Genomic DNA, 18,918 nt, shown 5'->3' on the forward strand with positions numbered 1-18,918 from the left:
CAGGACCGGCGCGCGCCCCGCCCCTACGCTGAGCCCATGAGTGCGAGCGGCGACGCGGCCGGACCGGCCACCAGGAGACCTGGCATGGACCTGCCCGTGATGCCGCCGGTGGCGCCCATGCTGGCCAAGTCCGTCAAGGACGTGCCGACCGGGGACTACCTGTACGAGCCGAAGTGGGACGGCTTCCGGGCCATCATCTTCCGCGACGGCGACGAGGTGGAGATCGGCAGCCGCAACGAGCGCCCACTGACCAGGTACTTCCCGGAGGTGGCCCAGGCGGCCCGCGCCCAGCTGCCGCCGCGCTGCGTCGTCGACGGGGAGATCGTCATCGTCACCGGCGACCGCCTCGACTTCGAGGCCCTGCTCCAGCGCATCCACCCGGCCGCCTCCCGCGTCCATCTCCTCGCCACCGAGACGCCCGCCGCCTTCGTCGCGTTCGACCTCCTCGCCCTCGGCGACCGCGACCTCCAGGGCGAGCCACTGTCCGTGCGCCGCGCCCTGCTCGAGCAGGCGCTCGCCGACGCCCGGCCGCCGGTCCACCTGACCCGCACCACCACGAGCGTCGACGTCGCCCGCGAGTGGCTGCGGCTCTTCGAGGGCGCCGGGCTCGACGGCGTGGTGAGCAAGCCGCTGGCCGCGCCGTACCAGCCCGACGTGCGCGCGATGCTCAAGACCAAGCACGAGCGCACCGTCGACTGCGTGCTGGCCGGCTTCCGGTGGCACAAGACCGGCGACGTCGTGGGCTCGCTGCTGCTGGGTCTGTACGACGACGGCGGACGGCTGCAGCACGTGGGTGTCGCCGCGTCGTTCCCGATGAAGCGCCGCGCCGAGCTGGTGGAGGAGCTCGAGCCGCTCCGCCTCGCCGAGGGGGCCGAGCACCCCTGGGGAGACTGGGCGGACGCGGCGTCGCACGAGGGGGGCCGCCGGCCCGGCGCCCAGAGCCGGTGGAACGCCGGCAAGGACCTCACGTGGGTGCCGCTCCGGCCCGAACGGGTCGTCGAGGTGGCCTACGACCACATGGAGGGCACGAGGTTCCGGCACACCGCGCAGTTCCGGCGCTGGCGCCCCGACCGCGCGCCGGAGTCCTGCACCTACGAGCAGCTCGAGGTGCCCGTGCGGTTCGACCTGGGCGACGTCCTCGGGGACGTCGCCGCCGACCGGTAGCGCCCGGCGGGCCCGGAGCGCCGCCCCCGGCTACTCCTGCTTGGCCCGGCTGGGCTGGACGCGGCTCGGCTCCCCCGGCATCTTCGGATACTCCGGCGGGTAGGGCAGGTCGCCCAGCCCCTCGTCGCGCTCGTCGCGCGCGAACCACTCCAGCAGCGGGGTGAGGTCGTGGGCCACGTCGTCGATCCCGGCGTGGACGTCGCCGCGCTCCGCGAACCGCGCGGGCATCGTGGCGACGGTGAGGTCTCGGGGGTCGACGTCGGCGATCTCGTCCCAGGCAAGCGGCGCCGAGACCGGCGCGTGCGGCAGCGGACGCACGCTGTAGGCGCTGGCGATGGTCCGGTCGCGCGCGTTCTGGTTGTAGTCGACGAAGATCTCCTCGCCCCGCTCCTCCTTCCACCACTTCGTCGTCACACGGCCGGGGAGCCGCCGCTCGAGCTCGCGCCCCAGGGCGATGGCCGCGTGCCGCACGTCGGTGAAGGTCCAGCGCGGCTGGATCCGCACGTACATGTGCAGCCCGCGGTTGCCCGACGTCTTCGGGTACGCGGTCCAGCCGAGCTCGTCGAACAGCTCCCGGGCCACGGCGGCGACGGCGACGGCGTCGGCGAAGTCGGTCCCGGGCTGCGGGTCGAGGTCGATGCGCAGCTCGTCGGGGTGGTCCACGTCGGCGCGCCGGACGGGCCACGGGTGGAACGTGATCGTGCCGAGGTTGACGGCCCAGGCGATGGCCGCGAGGTCCGTGGGGCACAGCTCGGCCGCCGTCCGGCCGCTCGGGAAGGCGATCGTGGCGGTCTCGATCCAGTCCGGCGCGCTCTCCGGGATGCGCTTCTGGAAGAAGGCGTCGCCGTGGGGGTCGGTGCGCGTGGCCCGCTTGGCGTCCGCGCGGACCCCGCCCGGCCAGCGCTCCAGCGTGACCGGGCGCTCCCGCAGGGCGCGGAGGATGCCCTCCCCCACGCTGAGGTAGTACTCGACGAGCTGCCGCTTGGTGATCCCGACCTCGGCGAAGTACACCTTGTCCGGGTTGCTCACCCGCACGGCGCGCCCGCCCACCTCGATCTCGACCGCCGGGGTCTTCGCCGCTGCCATGGCCGAACGCTACCGCGGGCCCAGCCGCGGGGCGTGGCGATCGGGCGCAGCACGCTCGGCGCCCTCACCGAGGGCCGGTAGCGTGACGGGCGTGATGATCTGGCGTGACGGCGTGGTCCGGGCCCTTCGGGCGACCTGGGACGGGGCGACGGAGCTCGCGGTGGAGATCCAGGGGCCGCCGTCCGGCAGCGCACCGGACGACGCCCCGGACGGCGTGCTCCCGCCCGGCGCGACGGTCCGGGCGCTGGCCTACCCGGGGCTCGTGGGCGAGCCCCGGGTGGGCGACCGGGTGACCCTCTCGGCTGCCGCCCTCGCCCGGGGCCTGGGCACCGGGGGCTACGCGATGGTCGTGGCGCTGCCCGACCGGCTGCCGGCCGACCCCCCGGCGGGGCCCGGGCACCTCGTCAAGGGCAGGTACACGCCGCTGCAGACGATGGTCCTCGGCGTTGACGAGCAGGAGTCCGCCCACCATCACCTGCTCGAGGACGCGGACGACCTCGCCGGGCTGCCGGTCGTCGTCGCGGACCTGCACTCCGCCGTGCCGGCCGTCGTCGCCGGGATCCGGAGCGCCGCGCCCGCGCTGCGCGTCGCGTACGTGATGACCGACGGCGGGGCGCTGCCGGCGTGGTTCTCCCGCACGCTGGCCGGGCTGCGCGAGGCCGGGTGGCTGTGGGGGTCGGTCACGGTGGGTCAGGCGTTCGGCGGCGACCTGGAGGCCGTCAGCCTGCACTCGGGGCTGCTCGCCGCGCGCCTGGTGCTGGGGGCGGACGTCGCCGTCGTCGCCCAGGGGCCGGGCAACCTCGGCACCGGCACCCGGTGGGGCTTCTCGGGGACGGTGTGCGGGGACGCCGTCAACGCCGTCGCGACGCTCGGCGGCGCGCCCGTCGCCTCGCTCCGGGTCTCGGGGGCGGACCCGCGGGAGCGGCACCTCGGCATCTCCCACCACTCGATGACCGCCTACGGGCGCGTGGCCCTGGCCCCGGCCGACGTCGTCGTGCCGCACTTCGACGCCGGCACCGACCTGGAGCGCGGCCTCCCCGCGGGGCTGGGCGCGCGCGTGCGCGAGCAGGCCCGGACGCTCGGCGCCCCGACCGGCATCCACCGCCTGGTCGAGGTCTCGACCGAGGGGCTGGCGGCGGCGCTCGCGGACTCGCCCGTGCGGCTGTCCACCATGGGGCGCGGCCTGGAGCAGGACCCGGCGGCGTTCCTCGCCGCCGGCGTCGCGGGGATGCACGCGGCGCGCCTGGCCGAGGGCGCCGCGGAACCACCGGCCTGAGCCCGGGGCTACGACCCGCCCGGCGAGCGTGGCGCCCGCACGCCCCACCGGTCGAGCTCGAGCTCGGCGAGCGCCCTGACGACCGCGGGAGTGCCGGCGCGCCAGTCGCGGACGGGCGACGCGCTCACGGCGGCGAGCCGGCGCAGGGGCTGCCCGGCCAGCGCCCGCAGGGCGAGCAGGTCGATGGGCTCCGCCGAGGCGAGCATCGCGCGCAGCGCCCCCGCCTCGCGCGCATACCGGACCCGCAGCACCAGCCACGGCACCACGACGAGGAGCGCGGGCACCACGGCGACGACGACGCCGAGGGTGAACGCGATGTCGCCGACGACGCGCACGAGCTGGTCGCCGGCGTCGCGCGCCTGCGCCCCGGCGCCCGCCACCGCCTCGAACGGGAGGCCGAGCCGTTCCCCCAGCAGCGGGATGCTGCCGGCCTGGCGCCCCGCCTCGGCCATGTTCGCGGCGACGCTCGCGCCGACGTCCGCGAGGCGCCGCCCCGGTTCCTGGGCGGCGAGGATGGCCGTGTGGACCGTGCGCCCGGCGAGGATGCAGATCACCAGCCAGGCGGCGACGGTGGCGTCGCCCAGGATCTGACGGGCGCGGCGTGCGGGCTGGTCGGCGTAGGGGGCCATGAGCCCTCTCTATACCCCACGGCGCCCCCTCGGCGCAGCGTGTCCCGGAACCGTCGGTACTTGACCGCTCGAGCCCCTCTCTCAGCCGCCCGTCGGCTCGTGCAGGGCGACGAGGGTGGCGAGGCGCCGCGACTCGGCCACGCCGCGCGCGCCGTCGGCCCGCTGGATCGCCATGACGGCGAGCGTGTCGCCGTCGGAGAGGTCGAGCTGGACCCAGGGGTTGCCCTCGCCGAAGGTCACGGAGACGATCTCCGCCCACTCCACGGTGCGGGTGTAGATGAAGTTGCGCACCGTGAGCCCGCGCTCGTCGGGCACCGCCCGCACGGCGCCCTGTCGCCAGAGCAGCCAGCAGATCACCGCGGCGAGCAGCGCCGTGCCGGCCTGGTCGGCGACGCCGAACCGCACGTTCTCCAGCTGGGGCACCGCGATCATGATGAACGCGGCGCCGGCGACGGTCATGACGCCCAGGACCTGCGTGACCCGGCGGGCCATCCGGGGACGGAACGGTGCGTGAAGGTCCTGGCGCGACGTCATGGTCAGAGGCGGCAGGCGTGGATGGAGGTCACGAGGATGGCGCGGGCGCCGACGTCGTACAGGTCGTCCATCACCTTGTTGGTGATCGCCTTCGCCACCATCGCGCGCACGGCCACCCAGGCGCCGTCGTGCAGGGGCGAGATCGTCGGGGACTCGAGGCCGGGCGTGATGGCCACGGCGCGCTCGACGTGCTCGACCGGCACGTCGTAGTCCATGAGCACGTACCGGCGGGCCACCAGCACCCCCTGGAGACGGCGGTCGAGGACCTGCATGGCGGTGGTGACCTCGTGCCCCTCGGGGTGGATGAGCACGGCGGCGGAGTCGAGGATCGGGTCCCCGAACGTCTCCAGGCCCGCGGCGCGCAGGGTGGTGCCGGTCTCGACCACGTCGGCGACGACGTCGGCGATGCCGAGCTGGACGGAGGACTCCACCGCCCCGTCGAGGTGGACGACGCTCGCGTCGATGCCCCGCTCGGCGAGGTAGTTGCCGACGAGGACGTCGTAGCTCGTCGCCACCCGCTTCCCGCGCACCTGCTCGAGCGTGGTGATCTGCCCGGCGGGGGCCGCGAACCGGAACGTCGAGCGCGCGAAGCCGAGGTCGCGCAGCTCGACGGCGGCGACGCCCGAGTCGAGCAGGAGGTCCCGCCCGGTGATGCCCACGTCCACCGTGCCCGACCCGACGTACACGGCGATGTCACGCGGGCGCAGGAAGAAGAACTCGACGTCGTTGACCGGGTCGGCGAGCACGAGCTCGCGGTTGTCGCGGCGCTGGCGGTAGCCCGCCTCCGTCAGCATGGTCGAGGCGGGCTCGGACAGGGAACCCTTGTTGGGCACGGCGATACGCAGCACTTCTCAGCTCCGTGTGGGGGTGGGGTCGGTCGGGGACGTACGCGGCAGCGGGCCGGGCGGCGGCAGCCGCCGCCCGGCCCGCTGTGGCGTTGCGGTCACAGGTGGCGGTACACGTCGTCGAGGGTCAGCCCTCGCGCGATCATCACGACCTGGAGGTGGTAGAGCAGCTGGCTGATCTCCATCGCCGTGGCCTCGTCGCTCTCGTGCTCGGCGGCCATCCAGACCTCGGCCGCCTCCTCGACGACCTTCTTCCCGATGGCGTGGATGCCGGCGTCGAGCTCCGCGACGGTTCCCGAGCCCTCGGGGCGGGTCTCGGCCTTGTCCTGGAGCTCCGCGAAGAGCTGTTCGAAGGATTTCACGGCCCCCACCCTAGTTGCTCGCTCCGGGCAGGAACTGGTCGGTCCATGCGGCGGCGGGGTCGACCTCTCCCCCGAGCAGGCCGCGGCTCGAGAGCAGCCCCACCATGGCGTCCCAGGTGGCGGGGTCGTGGGCGCCGAGCGCGGGCCCCGCCTGGAACAGCGGCACCGTGGCCTCGAGTGCGGCGAGGGCCGCCTTCTGCTGGTCCGGACGGGCCAGGTCGGGCACGTACTTGGCGGAGAGCTCGACGGCGGCGCCGGGGTCGTCGATGACGTCCTGCACGCCGTGCAGCGAGGCGGCGACGACGGCGGCCACGTCGTCCGGGCGGGCCTCGGCCGTCTTGTCGAGCAGCCCGAGGCTGATGCCGACCAGCGGCACCGTGCCCTGGGCGTCGTCCGGGATCGCGATGGTGCGCACGTCCATGCCGGCCTGCGCGAACCGGACGGCGTCGTTGTTGACGAACCCCATGACGGCGTCGACGTGGCCGGCGGACAGCGCCGCCTGCTGGGTGAAGCCGATGTTCTGCACGTCGACGTCCGACTCGGTCAGGCCGGCGCTGCCGAGCAGGGCCAGCAGCCCGAAGTAGGTCTCGCCGAAGGGGCCCGGGATGCCGACGCTGTGTCCCCGGAGGTCGGCGGCGGAGGTGATGTCGGAGTCGGCCGGGACGATCAGCACGACGGGGTAGCTCTGGTACAGGGTGGCCACCGACTTCAGCGGCACCCCCTGGGAGCGGGCCTGGAGCATCTCGTCCCCGCCGGCGACGACGAGGTCCTCCTGGCCCGCGCCGATCGCGGAGAACAGGCCCTCGCTGGCCCCGTGGTGGCGCAGCGTGACGTCGACCCCGGCATCCTCGTAGTACCCGCGCTCCGCGGCGACGTAGAACGGCGCGAACTGGATGTCCGGGGTGTACGTGAGGCCGATCGTCATCGCATCCTGCCCGGCGCTGGCCGAGTCCGTCGGGGGGGCGCTCGTGTCACCGGACGTGGGCGAGGCGCACGCGGCGAGGGTCAGCACGCCGGCGGCGAGGGCGGCGAGGGCGGGGCGGACGGTCATAGAGGTTCTCCTTGGGCTGGGGGCTTGATGGTCGGGGGCGGGTGGACGTCTCACCGGCGCTCCAGGTGGCGCTCGACGGCGCGGAGCAGGCCGAAGATGGCCATCGCGAGGGCGCAGAGCACGAGGAGCGCGGAGAAGAGGCCGGTGGTGTCGGAGGAGCCGCCGCGCACGGAGAGCACCTGGCCCAGCCCCTCGCCGCCCATGACGAACTCGCCGACGACGGCGCCGGTGATGGAGAGCGTGAAGCCGTTGCGCAGCCCGGTCAGCAGGCTCGGCAGCGCGAGCGGGAGCTGGATGGTGCGCAGCAGGGCCCAGCCGGCCGCCCCGTCCAGGCGGGCCGCCTCGACGACGTTCCTGTCGACGGTGCTCAGACCGTGGACCGTGGCGAGGAGGATCGGGAAGAAGACCAGCAGCGCGCAGAGCGTGGCGATGGGGAGCAGGCCGTAGCCCAGCCAGATGACCAGCAGCGGCGCGATGGCGACCGCCGGGATGGCCTGCGAGGCGGCGATGTAGGGGTTCAGCGCGGCCGCGGCCCAGCGACTGCGGAAGACCGCGTACCCCAGGGGCAGGGCGACGACGGTGCCCAGCAGGCACCCGAGCAGCGCCTCGACCAGGGTGGGCACGGTGTAGCCGAGCAGGCCGCCCAGAGTGAGGTCCTGCCAGAGCCTGACGGCCACGGCGGTGGGCGCGGGGAGGAAGAACGCCGGGACCGCCCCGGACCGGGCGGCGGCCTCCCAGACCAGGAGGCCGAGGAGGCCGACGCTCAGGGGGGCGATCCACCGGGGGCGCGCGGCGGTGGCTGTGCGGCGGCCGGCCGACGTGACGGGCGTCGTGTGCCCGGCTGCGACGCGGGCCGCCGTGGGCCCGGGCGACGCGGACGGCGCGCCGTTCGTCGGCGCCGTGCCGCCCGTCGGCGCGGTGCCGGTCTCTCGCGCTGCCTCGGTACTCACTCTGCGTCCTCCCCGTCCGGGCACGTGGACCGGGGACGACGAGGCGCGCGGCAGAGCCGTCACCTCTTCGGCACGCATCGGATGCGTGCCGCGTGCTTCCTCCCATCCGGACTTTTACCGTCGGTCCTGGAGTTCCACCAGGTCAACCGGCACCGTGAGGTGCGCGGCTCGCGGACTGTCACCGCCGGTTCGGACTCTCACCGACCCCGGAGCACGTGCTTGCTACCCGCGCATAGTAACGCGTGCGCCGCCCGCCCGGGTGGGGCGGGCGGGCCGCGGGGGCTAGACCGCGAAGAAGACGGTCTCGCCGGGTCCCTGGACCCGGATGTCGAAGCGGTACCCGTCGCCGTCGCGCCGGGCGATGAGCGTGCCGCGGCGGTCGGCCGGGACGGACTGCAGCACCGGGTCGGTGTCGTTGAGCGGCTCGCCGGGGAAGTAGATGCGCGTCACGCAGCGGTCGAGCATGCCGCGGGCGAGCACGTTCACGTCGATGTGCGGCGCCTCCACCGGGCCGTCGGCGCCGTCGACGTCCGCCGCGGGCAGCGCGCCGGGGCGCACCGTGTGCACGCGCCAGCTCAGGTCGTCCTCCCAGGTGGCGCTGCGGCCGAGACCGGTGAAGCCCTCCACCGTGCTCGGGCGCGCGCCGCGCGGGTCCTCGGGGGTGTCGAACCGCCCCTCGGGGTCGGCCTGCCACGTCTCGACCAGGGCGTCCCGCATGGGCTCGCCGTCGCCGTCGAGCACCAGCCCGGTGATCCAGAACGCGCCCGGCGTGCCCTCGGGCACGACCATCCGGCCCTCCGCGCCCCAGTCCAGGCCGATGGCCAGGTACGGGCCGACGGTCTGTGACGGGGTCAGTCCGAGACGCTCACTCATCGTCCTCGTCCTCCTCTTCCTCGAAGACGCTGGCCTCGGGCCCGCGCAGCACGATGTCGAACTCGAAGGCCAGCGCCCAGGTGTCCTCGGTCTTGGCGTAGTCGAAGCGGGAGATCATCCGGGCGCGGGCCTTCTCGTCCCGGACCGAGTTGTAGATCGGGTCCTGGAAGAACAGCGGGTCGTCGGGGAAGTACATCTGGGTGACGAGGCGCTGGGTGAACGCGCGGCCGAACAGCGAGAAGTGGATGTGGGCCGGGCGCCACGCGTTCGGGTGGTTCCGCCAGGGGTACGCGCCGGGCTTGACGGACGTGAAGCGGTACCTGCCCTCGGCGTCGGTCAGCATGCGCCCGACGCCGACGAAGTTCGGGTCGAGCGGCGCGGGCCAGGTGTCCCACACGTGCGCGTAGCGCCCGGCCGCGTTGGCCTGCCACACCTCCACCAGGGTGTTCGGGACCGGCCGGCCGTCCTCCTCGAGCACGCGGCCGTGCACGATGATCCGCTGGCCGATCGGCTCCCCCGGCCCGCCGTGGGCCACGGTGAGGTCGTTCTCGTTCTCCCCCACGCGGTCGTTGCCGAACACCGGGCCGGTGAGCTCGGTGAGCCGCTGCGGGAGCGCCCGGAGCGGCTCCTTGGGGTGCCGCTTCACGGTCGAGAGGTACTCCGGGCTGTCGAGCGGGGGGTGCACGTCCTGGGGTATCGGGTACTGGGGGACCACCAGGCCGCCACGGGTGATGGCCCCCGGGGCGCGGAGATCGTGCAGACCGCTCATGTCGTCCTCTCCTGGGTCACGTCCTCGTGCCGCACGCGCACCGGCCGCGAGGGACGTCCCTCGTGTTCCCCATGCGCACACTTGTTCCCGGGGACGCTAACGGAGGCGCCGAGTGTCGTCAATCACATCTACCGGCCGGGAGCCGTCGAAAACCACGGTATGCCCGCGGCCAGAAGTACGCGCCGCCTGCTTGACGTGGGACCTACGTCACCCCTACGTTCTCCCTGCGAACTCAAGTTCCCATCGAGAACGACGAGGCGCGCCTGTGCAACGCGGCGCAGGACCAGCCGGCCCCACCCCTGGCCATGACCGTACCGACGACGCCCAAGACAGGCTGAACGACAGCTGGACCGCACGAGCGGGGGCCGAGCCATCACCCCGCCGGCACCCCCGACATAAGGACCAAGAATGCGAATGCGACGCACACCGATGGTGCTGGCCGCCGCCACCGCCCTCATGCTCACCGCGGCCTGCTCCGGCGGGGGCTCCGACGAGACCCCCAGCGCGGCCGGGTCCAGCGACGCCGCCAGCGGCGGAGAGCTGACCTCCATCACGGTCGGCGTCCTGCCCATCGTCGACACCGCGGCCATCTGGCTCGGCAAGGACAAGGGCATCTTCGAGGAGCACGGGCTGGACATGAAGCTCGAGGTCGCGCAGGGCGGTGCCGCCGTCGTGCCCGCCGTGGTCTCCGGGGAGTACCAGTTCGGCTTCTCCAACGTCACCTCGCTGCTCGTGGCCAGCGGCAAGGGCCTGCCCCTCAAGCTCGTGGCCCCGGGTAACTTCTCCACCGGTGACACGAAGTCGGACATCGGCGCCGTCGTCGCGATGCCCGCCTCCGGCATCACGTCCCCCGCCGACCTGGCCGGCAAGACCGTCGCCGTGAACACCCTGAACAACATCGGCGACTCGACCGTGCGCGCGGTCGTGGACAAGGCCGGGGGCGACCCCTCGACGATCAAGTTCGTCGAGATGGGCTTCCCGGACATGCCCGCCGCCGTGGCCTCCGGCAAGGTGGACGCCGCGTGGATCCTCGAGCCCTTCCTGACGATCACCAAGGAGCAGGGCGCGCAGGTCGTCACCTACAACTTCGCCGAGGTCGACCCCGACCTCATGATCGCGGGCTACTTCACCTCGCAGCAGTACGAGCAGAGCGACCCCGACACCGTCAGCGCCTTCACAGACGCCATGGAGGAGTCGCTGAGCTACGCGCAGCAGCACCCCGACGAGGCGCGCGCCATCCTGAGCACCTACACGGAGATCGACCCCACCGTGCAGGAGAAGATGGTCATGCCGCGGTTCGAGAGCGCCATCAACGCCGACAGCGTCCAGCTCCTGGCCGACCTCGCCCTCAAGTACGGCCTGGTCACCGAGCCCGTCGATGTGAGCAAGCTGCTGCCATGAGCACCGCGGCCCTCTCGACGAACGCCGCCACCCCCGGCACGGCCTCTCCCCCGCGACGACGCCCGCGTCGTCGCGGGGGGAAGGCCGTGCTGGGCCTGGCGGGCATCCTCTGCGTGGTCGCGGTGATCGAGCTCGCGCCGCGGGTCGGCATCGTCGACCGGCGCTTCCTGCCCCCGTTCTCGGAGATGTTCGCGGCGCTGGTCGCGCGGGTCCAGACGCCCGAGTTCTGGACGGCGTTCGGGCAGACCCTGACGACGTGGGCGGTCGGCCTGGTCATCGCGATGGCCGCGGGGATCGTCATCGGGATCGTCGTCGGCGGCATCCCCGTGCTGCGCGAGGCGACCTCGTCGACGATCGAGTTCCTGCGCCCGATCCCGTCCGTCGCGCTGATCCCGCTCGCCGTGCTCCTGTACGGCACCGGCATGCGCTCCACGCTCCTGCTGGTGGTCTACGCGTCCTTCTGGCAGGTCCTCGTCCAGGTCCTCTACGGGGTCCAGGACGTCGACCCGGTCGCGCGGGACACCGCGCGCTCGTACCGCTTCAAGGCGCTGACGCAGGCCCGCACGGTCATCTGGCCCACGGCGCTGCCCTACGTCGTCACCGGCTTCCGGCTCGCCGCCACGGTGGCGCTGATCCTGACGATCACCGGCGAGCTGATCATCGGCACCCCGGGCCTGGGCAAGCTGCTGGCCGTCGCCCAGCAGTCCGGCGCGGTGGCCTCGATGTACGCGCTCGTGATCGTCACCGGGCTGCTCGGCGTCGCCGTCAACGTCCTCGCCCGGCTCGTCGAGCGCCGGGTCCTTCGCTGGCACCCCTCGGTGCGACGGGAGAGTGCCGCATGAGCACCACCACGACCCCCATCACCGCCCCGACCGTGCGGCCCGCCGGGCGCCGGGCCCGCCGGGGGATGTCCACGGGCAGGCGCGTCCTGCTCGTCGTCGCCCTGCCGGTGGTCCTGATCGCCGCCTGGTGGGTGGCCTCCGCCGGCTCGACGAGCTTCTTCTTCCCGCCGCTGCGCACGATCCTGGGCGTCTTCCCCGACACGTGGCTGACCGGCCGGATCGCCTCCGACGTCCTGCCCTCGCTGTTCCGGCTCGTGGCCGGCTATCTCATCGCCCTGGTCGCGGGGATCGGGCTGGGCATGCTCATCGGCCTGAACCCGCTGCTGCGCGCGTTCACCGAGCCGGCGCTGGAGTTCTTCCGCGCCATCCCCCCGCCCGTGATGATCCCGATCCTCATGCTCTTCCTGGGCATCTTCACGCCCATGAAGGTCTTCGTCATCGCCACCGGCTGCGTGTGGCCCATCCTGCTCAACACCATCGAGGGGGTGCGCGGCATCGACGACGTCCTGCGCGACACCTCCCGCGTGTACCGCCTGGGCACCGCCGCACGGCTGCGGACCCTGGTGCTGCGCGGCGCCTCGCCGCAGATCATGACCGGGGCCCGCCAGGCCCTGTCCATCGGCATCATCCTCATGGTCATCTCCGAGATGTTCGCCGCGAACAACGGACTCGGCTTCACCATCGTCCAGTTCCAGCGCAGCTTCGCCCTCCCCGAGATGTGGACCGGCATCATCCTGCTCGGCCTCGTCGGCGTCCTGCTCTCCATCATCTTCCGCGCCGTCGAGCGCCCCGTCCTGGCCTGGTACACCGGCCTGCGGCGGTCCCAACGAGGAGGTAACTGATGTCCACCCCCACCGACCGCCCCGCCCCCGGCTCCACGCTGCTCGACGTCCGCGCCCTCCACAAGGTCTACCCCGGCGCCGACGGCGGCACCGAGGCCATCCGCGACCTCACCTTCGAGGTCCGCGCCGGGGAGATGGTCTGCATCGTGGGCCCCTCCGGCGCGGGCAAGACCACGCTGCTGCGCTGCATCTCGGGCCTGCTCGCCCCCAGCTCCGGCCAGGTCGTCCTCGAGGGCACCGCCATCTCCGGGCCGCCCAAGGGCATGGCCGTCGTGTTCCAGGAGTACGCCCGGTCCCTGTTCCCCTGGCTGACCGTGGCGCAGAACGTCGAGCTGCCCCTGAAGGAGAAGGGCCTGGGCAAGGCCGAACGCAAGCGGCTGGTCGCCACCGCCCTGGACGCCGTCGGCCTCGCCGACGTCCCCGCCTCCTACCCCTGGCAGCTCTCCGGCGGCATGCAGCAACGCGTCGCCATCGCCCGCGCCGTGGCCTACGAACCCCACATCCTCCTCATGGACGAGCCCTTCGCCGCCGTCGACGCCCAGACCCGCGCCGACCTCGAGGACCTCGTCCGTGCCCTGTGGCACCGCCTGGGCGTGACCGTCCTGTTCGTCACCCACGACATCGACGAGTCCATCTACCTCGGCCAGCGGGTCCTCGTCCTCTCCGGCCGCCCCACGGTGATCCTCGAGGACGTCACGGTCAACCTGCCCGACGAGCGCGACCAGCTCACCACCCGCAACGACCCCGAGTTCGCCCGCCTGCGCGCCCACATCTACGACCTCGTCCAGAAGGCCAAGCGCGGCTACCGCCCGGGCGACGACGTCTTCGTGCCCGCCGCCGGCGCGCGCGGCGACCTGCCCCCGACGGTCGGTGACGGCCCCTACGCCGGTCTCGCGGGCGCATGAGCACGGAGCGGACGCAGGTCGTCGTCGTCGGCGCCGGCCCCGCCGGCCTGCTGCTGTCACACCTGCTCCATGAGGAGGGCATCGCCACGATCCTCGTGGAGGCGCAGGACCGCGACTACGTCCAGGCCCGGGTGCGCGCCGGGGTCATCGAGCACGGCGCCGCCGACATCCTGCGCCGCGCGGGCGTCGGGGACCGGATGGACCGGGAGGGACTCCCGCACGAGGGCATCGAGCTGCGCTTCGACGGCACCGCGCACCGCATCGCCATGACGGACCTCACGGGGCGCCACATCACCGTCTACGGGCAGCAGGAGATCGTCCACGACCTGACCGAGCGGCGGCTCGCCGACGGCGGCGACGTCCGGTTCGCCTGCGGGCCGGCGGCGATCCACGACATCGACTCCGCGGAACCGTCCGTCACGTACACCGCGGACGGCGGCGAGCACCGCATCGTGGCCGACTTCGTCGTCGCCTGCGACGGCGCCCACGGCGCGGGCCGCCCCGCCCTCGGCGGCGCCCTGACACCCATCGAGAAGGTGTACCCGTTCGCGTGGCTGGGGATCCTCGCCCACGCCGCGCCGCGCATCCACGAGCTCGTCTACGCCAACCACGAGAACGGCTTCGCCCTCTACTCGATGCGGTCCCCGACCGTCACACGGCTGTACCTGCAGGTGCCGTCCACCGACCGCCTCGAGGAGTGGCCGGACGAGCGCATCTGGGACGAGCTCGCGCTGCGGTTCAGCCTCGACGGCCAGCCGTGGGAGCCGACCCGCGGGGAGATCTTCGAGCGCTCGCTCGCGCCCCTGCGCAGCTACGTGGGCGAGCCCATGCAGCGCGGCAGGCTGTTCCTGGCCGGCGACGCCGCCCACACCGTGCCCCCGACCGGCGCCAAGGGCATGAACCTGGCGATCCGCGACGTCGACCTCCTCGCCCGGGCGCTCACCGAGCAGGTCCGCACCGGCGAGGAGGCGGGGCTGCGGACGTACACCGACCGCGCGCTCCGCGCCGTGTGGCGGGCCGAGTACTTCTCGTGGTGGATGACCACGATGCTCCACCGCTTCGACGCCGACTCCGCCTTCGACCGGCGGGTGCAGACGGCGCAGCTGACCAACGTGGTCTCCTCGCGCGCCTACTCCACGGCGCTGGCCGAGAACTACGTGGGATGAGCGAGGACCCAGTGGTGGCCGAGCCGCGCGGCGCCGCCCCGCAGGAGCGCAGCACGAGCTACGTGCAGTCCCTCGACCGGGGCCTGGCGGTGATCCGGGCGTTCGACGCGGACCACGCCCGGCTGACGCTCAGCGACGTCGCCCGGCGCACCGGGCTCACTCGCGCCGCGGCCCGGCGCTTCCTGCACACCCTCGTCGAGCTGGGGTACGTCCACGCCGACGGCCGCCTGTTCGCGCTGCGCCCCCGCGTCCTCGAGCTCGGGTACGCCTACCTCTCGTCACTGACCCTGCCCGAGATCTCCACCCTGCACGTCCAGCAGCTCGCGGAGACGCTGGGCGAGTCGGTGTCCGTCTCCGTCCTGGACGGGCGGGAGATCGTCTACGTCGTCCGGGTCGCGGGCCGACGGATCATGAGCGTGGACCTCGGCGTCGGGACCCGGCTGCCGGCGTACGCCACCTCGATGGGCCGCGTGCTGCTGGCGGCCTTGCCGGGCGACGAGGCCGCCGCCCGCCTGGGCGACCTGGAGGCGCTGACGCGGTACACGGTGACGGACCCGGCGGCGCTGCTCGCCGAGCTCGCCAAGGTCCGCGAGCAGGGCTGGGCGCTGGTCGACGAGGAGCTCGAGGAGGGGCTGCGCTCGATCGCGGCGCCCATCCGCGACGGCTCGGGCGCCGTCGTCGCCGCGGTCAACCTCTCGACGGCGGCGCGGCGCGGCCCCGCCGCGGCCCTGCTCAGCGACGTGCTCCCCCACCTCCTTCAGACCGCCCAGGCGATCTCGGACGACCTCGCCACCCGCCGGTGACGACGGGACGCTCGTGCGACGCCGCGACGACCGGCCCATGACGACCGAGAGCGCCCGCCCGTCCCCCGGCGGGCCGGCCGCCCGCCCGGGCCTGGGCCTGCTGGTGCTCGCCGTCGTCCTGGTCGGCCTGAACCTGCGCGGCCCCATCGTGGGCATCCCGCCGCTCATCGACCAGATCAGCTCGGACCTGGACCTGACAGGGACGACGGCGGGACTGGTCACCTCCGTGCCCCTGATCTGCTTCGCGGTCGGCTCTCCCCTGGTCGCGCTGCTCACGCGGCGCGTCGGCCTGGACCGGGCGGTGCTCCTGAGCCTGGTGCTCCTCGGCGTGTCGGTGGCGCTGCGGCCGTGGGGCGGCCTCGTCACGCTGCTGCTCGGCACCGTGGGCGTGGGGCTGGCTATCACGGTGGGCAACGTCGTCGTCCCGGTCCTCGTGCGGCGCGACGCCGGCGGGCGCACCAAGGAGGTCATGGCGGCCTCGACGAGCTCCTACGGGGTCGGCGCAGCGCTGGCGGTGGCGGTCGCGGTCCCGGTGGCCGCCGTCGTCGGCTGGCGCGGCTCGACCGCCCTGCTCGCGGTCCTCGTGGTGCTCGCGCTGGTGGTCTGGCTGGTGCGCATGCGCCGCGCGGCTGCCGCGCCCGCGGCGGGGCCGGCGGCGGGACCGACGGCCGGGCCCGCGCGGGCCGTGCCGGGTCCCGCCGCCCGTCCCGGGCGGGCCGACGGCCGCGGCCCGGCGGCCCGCCCCTCGGTGTGGACCCAGCCGGCCGCGTGGTGGCTCGCGCTCTTCTTCGGCCTGCAGTCGACGCTGTTCTACAGCTCGAGCGCCTGGCTCCCGCCGCTCGTGGCGGATCAGGCGGGCGTCACCACCGCCACGGCCGGCACTGCCGTGTCCCTCTTCCATCTCCTCGGCATCGCCGGGACGCTCGCCGTGCCCACCCTCCTCGCGCGGCTCGGCAACGCCCGCCGGGTCGCCGTCACGGTGGCCGCGGGCTGGGCGGTGCTCCTCGCCGGGCTGCTGCTCGTCCCGGGGCTGTGGCTCGCGTGGGTGCTGGTCGGCGGCGTCGCGCAGGGCGCCGGCATCGGTCTGGGCCTCACGCTCGTCGCCGTGCGCCCCGTCGACGCCGACTACGGACGCTCGGTCTCCGCGATGGTGCAGGGCGCCGGGTACGGGCTGGCCGCCGTGGGCCCGGTACTGGTCGGCTGGTCGCACGCCGTCACCGACGGCTGGGCCACCCCGGTCCTGATCCTGCTGGCCGCCGCCGCCCTCATGGGCGTCGCGGGGCTGCGCGCCGGGGAGGACGCGCCGATCGGCGCCCGGCGGGGCGTGCCGCACGGCTGACGGCCGTGCGTCACGCCGACGCCGGGCCACGACCCGGGTGGGGCGGTGGCCGGCGCCCCGGCAGGGTCAGTGCCGGTGGGCCTGCTGCGCGAGCCCGCGCAGCGCGTCGACCTCGGCGGCGGCGTCGTCCGCCTTGTACACCGCCGAGCCGGCCACGAAGACGTTGGCCCCCGCGTCGGCGGCCCGCTCGATCGTGGCGCGAGAGACGCCGCCGTCGACCTGGACCCACACGTCGAGGCCGGAGGCGGAGATCGCCTCGCGGGTGCGGCGGATCTTCGGCAGGGTGCCGTCGATGAAGGACTGGCCCCCAAAGCCGGGCTCCACGGTCATCACGAGGATCATGTCGAACTCGGGCAGGAGGTCGAGGTAGGGCTCGATCGGCGTGGCCGGCCGCAGCGCCAGCCCGGCGCGGGCCCCGGCGGCGCGCAGGTCGCGCGCGAGCTTCACGGGCGCGGTCGCCGCCTCGGCGTGGAAGGTCACCGACGCGCAGCCGGCCTCGGCGTAGGCGGGGGCCCAGCGGTCCGGGTCCTCGATCATGAGGTGCGCGTCGACGGGCACGGGCGTGGCGCGGACGATGGCCTCGACCACGGGCAGGCCGAGGGTCAGGTTCGGCACGAAGTGGTTGTCCATGACGTCCACATGCGCATAGTCGGCGCCGGCGATCTTGGCGAGCTCTCCGCGCAGGTCGGAGAAGTCGGAGTTCAGGATGCTCGGGGAGATGAGGATGCTCACTCCCCCAGACTAGGGGCCGACCGTGCGGCGGGCCGGGCGTGCCGCTGTGTCGGTGGCCACCCGGGCGCCCCAGACCGGGCCCGGCGCCCCGAAAGCCCGCCAGCTGCGCCTTGGCATTGTCCCGGCGGGGCCGCGGGAGGACGATCGGGGTGCGACCTGAGGACGTGCGCCCGGCAGAGCGCACGAGGCCGCGCGGGAGGCCAGAGATGGGCACGATGGACCCGCACGCACCGGTGCGCGCCCGGGCCGGGCCCTCGCGCCGGGCCCGGCTCCTCGCCGTCCTGGCGCTCGGGGTCGGGGTCGCGGTGGCGTTGGGTGTCTACGGCCGCCTGCACCCCGCCGCCGGCCGTCCGCTGTTCACCCTCGGCTTCTCGGGCATGCTCCAGATGAAGGCGTGGCTGGGCAGCGCGGCGGTGGCGCTGCTGCTGGTGCAGGTCACCACCGCACTGTGGATGTGGGGGCGTCTGCCGGGCGCCGGGACCGCCCCGCCCTGGGCGGCGCTCGTGCACCGCTACAGCGGAAGCGTCGCGTTCGTCCTCACCCTGCCGGTCGCGTTCCACTGCCTCTGGGCGCTCGGCCTGGCCACCACCAGCCCCCGCGTCGTCGTGCACGGGATCGCCGGGTGCCTGTTCTACGGCGCCTTCGCCGCGAAGATGCTGGGCCTGCGCGTCCGCCGGCTCCCGCGCCGGGCGATCCCGCTGCTGGGTGTCACTCTCCTGGCCCTGCTCGTGCTGGCCTGGCTCACCGCGGCGCTGTGGCTGTTCACGCGCCCCGGCATCCCGCTGACCTGACCCGGAGGGCCCGCCCATGCCGACCGGCACGATGTCCCGTCGCTCAGCGCTCCACGGCCTCGCCATCGCCGTGGCAGCGGCGGTCGCCGGCTACGTGGCCGCCAGGGTGGCCGTCGCCGGCCGCCCGCAGAACGAGGGTGGGGCGGCGAACGCGTACGGCATGACCGCCGCGCCCGCCCAGCGCCTCGCCACCCTCGACCAGGTGCCCCCGGGCGGGGGCCTCGTCCTCACCCAGAGCCGCATCGTCCTCACCCGCGACGCGGGTGGCACGGTGCGCGGGTTCTCCGCCGTCTGCACGCACCAGGGCTGCACCGTCGCGACCGTCACGGCGGAGGCCATCGTCTGCCCGTGCCACGGGAGCCGGTTCAGCCCCCGCACCGGTGCCGTGCTGGGCGGCCCGGCGCCCCGCCCGCTTCCCGCCGTGTCGGTCACGGTCCGCGACCGGGTCGTCTACACCCTCTGAGGTGGTCCTATGCGCTGGGTACAGGCCTTGCCGACGCTGCTGTGGCTGGTGGCCGCCGGGTTCACGATCGGTGCGCTCATCGCCCTGTCCTGAGC

General features: G+C 74.1%; 21 protein-coding genes and 1 riboswitch. Of the genes, 11 read left to right on the forward strand and 10 right to left on the reverse strand.

Annotation, left to right across the window (positions count from 1 at the left end; translation table 11 throughout):
• The first annotated feature begins 84 nt into the window (after positions 1 to 84).
• On the forward strand, positions 85 to 1,164 hold the full coding sequence (locus tag EJK16_RS06935) for an ATP-dependent DNA ligase (protein WP_127128027.1): 1,080 nt from the start codon (positions 85 to 87) through the stop codon (positions 1,162 to 1,164).
• A gap of 30 nt (positions 1,165 to 1,194) precedes the next feature.
• Here EJK16_RS06935 and ligD read toward each other — a convergent pair whose 3' ends face one another.
• On the reverse strand, positions 1,195 to 2,250 hold the full coding sequence (ligD, locus tag EJK16_RS06940; RefSeq protein ID WP_127127645.1) for a non-homologous end-joining DNA ligase: 1,056 nt from the start codon (positions 2,248 to 2,250) through the stop codon (positions 1,195 to 1,197).
• A 91-nt stretch (positions 2,251 to 2,341) separates the two neighbouring features.
• Here ligD and EJK16_RS06945 point away from each other — a divergent pair, with 91 nt between their 5' ends.
• Complete coding sequence (locus EJK16_RS06945; RefSeq protein WP_240645830.1) at positions 2,342 to 3,526, forward strand: DUF3866 family protein; 1,185 nt, start codon at positions 2,342 to 2,344, stop codon at positions 3,524 to 3,526.
• Positions 3,527 to 3,534: 8 nt separating this feature from the next.
• Here the strand turns inward: EJK16_RS06945 and EJK16_RS06950 are convergent, their stop codons facing one another.
• The 8 genes from EJK16_RS06950 to pcaH form a co-directional block, all read right to left on the reverse strand.
• Positions 3,535 to 4,155 carry a hypothetical protein gene (locus EJK16_RS06950; RefSeq protein WP_127127649.1) on the reverse strand — a complete coding sequence of 207 codons (621 nt, stop codon included), beginning with the start codon at positions 4,153 to 4,155 and terminating at the stop codon, positions 3,535 to 3,537.
• Positions 4,156 to 4,236: 81 nt separating this feature from the next.
• Positions 4,237 to 4,689 (reverse strand): PH domain-containing protein, encoded by a 453-nt coding sequence (locus EJK16_RS06955; RefSeq protein WP_127127651.1) that lies wholly within the window; start codon positions 4,687 to 4,689, stop codon positions 4,237 to 4,239.
• A gap of 2 nt (positions 4,690 to 4,691) precedes the next feature.
• A complete protein-coding gene (gene hisG / locus EJK16_RS06960) occupies positions 4,692 to 5,537 on the reverse strand; it encodes an ATP phosphoribosyltransferase (protein WP_127127653.1) in 846 nt (281 codons plus the stop codon).
• A gap of 95 nt (positions 5,538 to 5,632) precedes the next feature.
• Positions 5,633 to 5,896, reverse strand: coding sequence for a phosphoribosyl-ATP diphosphatase (locus EJK16_RS06965; RefSeq protein ID WP_127127655.1), 264 nt, complete (start codon positions 5,894 to 5,896; stop codon positions 5,633 to 5,635).
• 10 nt (positions 5,897 to 5,906) lie between these two features.
• A complete protein-coding gene (locus tag EJK16_RS06970) occupies positions 5,907 to 6,947 on the reverse strand; it encodes an ABC transporter substrate-binding protein (protein ID WP_127127657.1) in 1,041 nt (346 codons plus the stop codon).
• A gap of 50 nt (positions 6,948 to 6,997) precedes the next feature.
• Positions 6,998 to 7,897 (reverse strand): ABC transporter permease, encoded by a 900-nt coding sequence (locus tag EJK16_RS20510; protein ID WP_205739626.1) that lies wholly within the window; start codon positions 7,895 to 7,897, stop codon positions 6,998 to 7,000.
• A 90-nt stretch (positions 7,898 to 7,987) separates the two neighbouring features.
• A riboswitch (FMN riboswitch) is annotated at positions 7,988 to 8,114 on the reverse strand.
• Between the two features lie 65 nt (positions 8,115 to 8,179).
• Positions 8,180 to 8,770, reverse strand: a complete 591-nt coding sequence (pcaG, locus tag EJK16_RS06980) for a protocatechuate 3,4-dioxygenase subunit alpha (RefSeq protein WP_127127659.1) — start codon at positions 8,768 to 8,770, stop codon at positions 8,180 to 8,182.
• On the reverse strand, positions 8,763 to 9,539 hold the full coding sequence (gene pcaH, locus EJK16_RS06985) for a protocatechuate 3,4-dioxygenase subunit beta (RefSeq protein WP_127127661.1): 777 nt from the start codon (positions 9,537 to 9,539) through the stop codon (positions 8,763 to 8,765). Before pcaH ends, pcaG begins: the two co-directional genes overlap by 8 nt.
• A gap of 414 nt (positions 9,540 to 9,953) precedes the next feature.
• On the opposite strand from pcaH, the gene EJK16_RS06990 reads away from it, so the two are divergent.
• From EJK16_RS06990 to EJK16_RS07020, 7 genes are all read left to right on the forward strand, one after another.
• On the forward strand, positions 9,954 to 10,940 hold the full coding sequence (locus EJK16_RS06990) for an ABC transporter substrate-binding protein (protein ID WP_127127663.1): 987 nt from the start codon (positions 9,954 to 9,956) through the stop codon (positions 10,938 to 10,940).
• Positions 10,937 to 11,782 carry an ABC transporter permease gene (locus tag EJK16_RS06995; protein WP_127127665.1) on the forward strand — a complete coding sequence of 282 codons (846 nt, stop codon included), beginning with the start codon at positions 10,937 to 10,939 and terminating at the stop codon, positions 11,780 to 11,782. Before EJK16_RS06990 ends, EJK16_RS06995 begins: the two co-directional genes overlap by 4 nt.
• A gap of 65 nt (positions 11,783 to 11,847) precedes the next feature.
• Positions 11,848 to 12,624 (forward strand): ABC transporter permease, encoded by a 777-nt coding sequence (locus EJK16_RS07000; protein WP_127128031.1) that lies wholly within the window; start codon positions 11,848 to 11,850, stop codon positions 12,622 to 12,624.
• Positions 12,624 to 13,529 carry an ABC transporter ATP-binding protein gene (locus EJK16_RS07005; RefSeq protein WP_127127667.1) on the forward strand — a complete coding sequence of 302 codons (906 nt, stop codon included), beginning with the start codon at positions 12,624 to 12,626 and terminating at the stop codon, positions 13,527 to 13,529. The genes EJK16_RS07000 and EJK16_RS07005 overlap by 1 nt, the downstream gene beginning before the upstream one ends.
• On the forward strand, positions 13,526 to 14,695 hold the full coding sequence (locus tag EJK16_RS07010) for a 4-hydroxybenzoate 3-monooxygenase (protein ID WP_127127669.1): 1,170 nt from the start codon (positions 13,526 to 13,528) through the stop codon (positions 14,693 to 14,695). Before EJK16_RS07005 ends, EJK16_RS07010 begins: the two co-directional genes overlap by 4 nt.
• The gene (locus EJK16_RS07015; protein WP_127127671.1) at positions 14,692 to 15,498 is read left to right on the forward strand and encodes an IclR family transcriptional regulator C-terminal domain-containing protein; all 807 of its coding nucleotides are present in this window, start codon (positions 14,692 to 14,694) and stop codon (positions 15,496 to 15,498) included. The genes EJK16_RS07010 and EJK16_RS07015 overlap by 4 nt, the downstream gene beginning before the upstream one ends.
• 37 nt (positions 15,499 to 15,535) lie before the next feature.
• On the forward strand, positions 15,536 to 16,837 hold the full coding sequence (locus tag EJK16_RS07020) for an MFS transporter (RefSeq protein ID WP_127127673.1): 1,302 nt from the start codon (positions 15,536 to 15,538) through the stop codon (positions 16,835 to 16,837).
• Positions 16,838 to 16,903: 66 nt separating this feature from the next.
• On the opposite strand, the gene rpe is transcribed toward EJK16_RS07020, so the two are convergent.
• Positions 16,904 to 17,569 carry a ribulose-phosphate 3-epimerase gene (rpe, locus tag EJK16_RS07025; protein ID WP_127127675.1) on the reverse strand — a complete coding sequence of 222 codons (666 nt, stop codon included), beginning with the start codon at positions 17,567 to 17,569 and terminating at the stop codon, positions 16,904 to 16,906.
• Positions 17,570 to 17,775: 206 nt separating this feature from the next.
• Here rpe and EJK16_RS07030 point away from each other — a divergent pair, with 206 nt between their 5' ends.
• Complete coding sequence (locus EJK16_RS07030; protein ID WP_240645831.1) at positions 17,776 to 18,360, forward strand: DUF6529 family protein; 585 nt, start codon at positions 17,776 to 17,778, stop codon at positions 18,358 to 18,360.
• Between the two features lie 16 nt (positions 18,361 to 18,376).
• Positions 18,377 to 18,823, forward strand: coding sequence for a Rieske (2Fe-2S) protein (locus EJK16_RS07035; protein ID WP_127127677.1), 447 nt, complete (start codon positions 18,377 to 18,379; stop codon positions 18,821 to 18,823).
• Positions 18,824 to 18,918 lie beyond the last annotated feature (95 nt).

The sequence above is a fragment of the Georgenia sp. SYP-B2076 genome (assembly GCF_003991205.1).
GTDB lineage: Bacteria > Actinomycetota > Actinomycetes > Actinomycetales > Actinomycetaceae > Georgenia.

Bases quoted from the DNA above. Each gene is read 5' to 3' on its own strand.
- EJK16_RS06935 (WP_127128027.1), top strand. From the start codon at position 85: ATGGACCTGCCCGTGATGCCGCCGGTGGCGCCCATGCTGGCCAAGTCC.
- ligD (WP_127127645.1), bottom strand. From the start codon at position 2,250: ATGGCAGCGGCGAAGACCCCGGCGGTCGAGATCGAGGTGGGCGGGCGC.
- EJK16_RS06950 (WP_127127649.1), bottom strand. From the start codon at position 4,155: ATGGCCCCCTACGCCGACCAGCCCGCACGCCGCGCCCGTCAGATCCTG.
- EJK16_RS06955 (WP_127127651.1), bottom strand. From the start codon at position 4,689: ATGACGTCGCGCCAGGACCTTCACGCACCGTTCCGTCCCCGGATGGCC.
- EJK16_RS06970 (WP_127127657.1), bottom strand. From the start codon at position 6,947: ATGACCGTCCGCCCCGCCCTCGCCGCCCTCGCCGCCGGCGTGCTGACC.
- pcaG (WP_127127659.1), bottom strand. From the start codon at position 8,770: ATGAGTGAGCGTCTCGGACTGACCCCGTCACAGACCGTCGGCCCGTAC.
- pcaH (WP_127127661.1), bottom strand. From the start codon at position 9,539: ATGAGCGGTCTGCACGATCTCCGCGCCCCGGGGGCCATCACCCGTGGC.
- EJK16_RS06990 (WP_127127663.1), top strand. From the start codon at position 9,954: ATGCGACGCACACCGATGGTGCTGGCCGCCGCCACCGCCCTCATGCTC.
- EJK16_RS06995 (WP_127127665.1), top strand. From the start codon at position 10,937: ATGAGCACCGCGGCCCTCTCGACGAACGCCGCCACCCCCGGCACGGCC.
- EJK16_RS07000 (WP_127128031.1), top strand. From the start codon at position 11,848: ATGTCCACGGGCAGGCGCGTCCTGCTCGTCGTCGCCCTGCCGGTGGTC.
- EJK16_RS07005 (WP_127127667.1), top strand. From the start codon at position 12,624: ATGTCCACCCCCACCGACCGCCCCGCCCCCGGCTCCACGCTGCTCGAC.
- EJK16_RS07010 (WP_127127669.1), top strand. From the start codon at position 13,526: ATGAGCACGGAGCGGACGCAGGTCGTCGTCGTCGGCGCCGGCCCCGCC.
- EJK16_RS07015 (WP_127127671.1), top strand. From the start codon at position 14,692: ATGAGCGAGGACCCAGTGGTGGCCGAGCCGCGCGGCGCCGCCCCGCAG.
- EJK16_RS07020 (WP_127127673.1), top strand. From the start codon at position 15,536: ATGACGACCGAGAGCGCCCGCCCGTCCCCCGGCGGGCCGGCCGCCCGC.
- EJK16_RS07030 (WP_240645831.1), top strand. From the start codon at position 17,776: ATGGGCACGATGGACCCGCACGCACCGGTGCGCGCCCGGGCCGGGCCC.
- EJK16_RS07035 (WP_127127677.1), top strand. From the start codon at position 18,377: ATGCCGACCGGCACGATGTCCCGTCGCTCAGCGCTCCACGGCCTCGCC.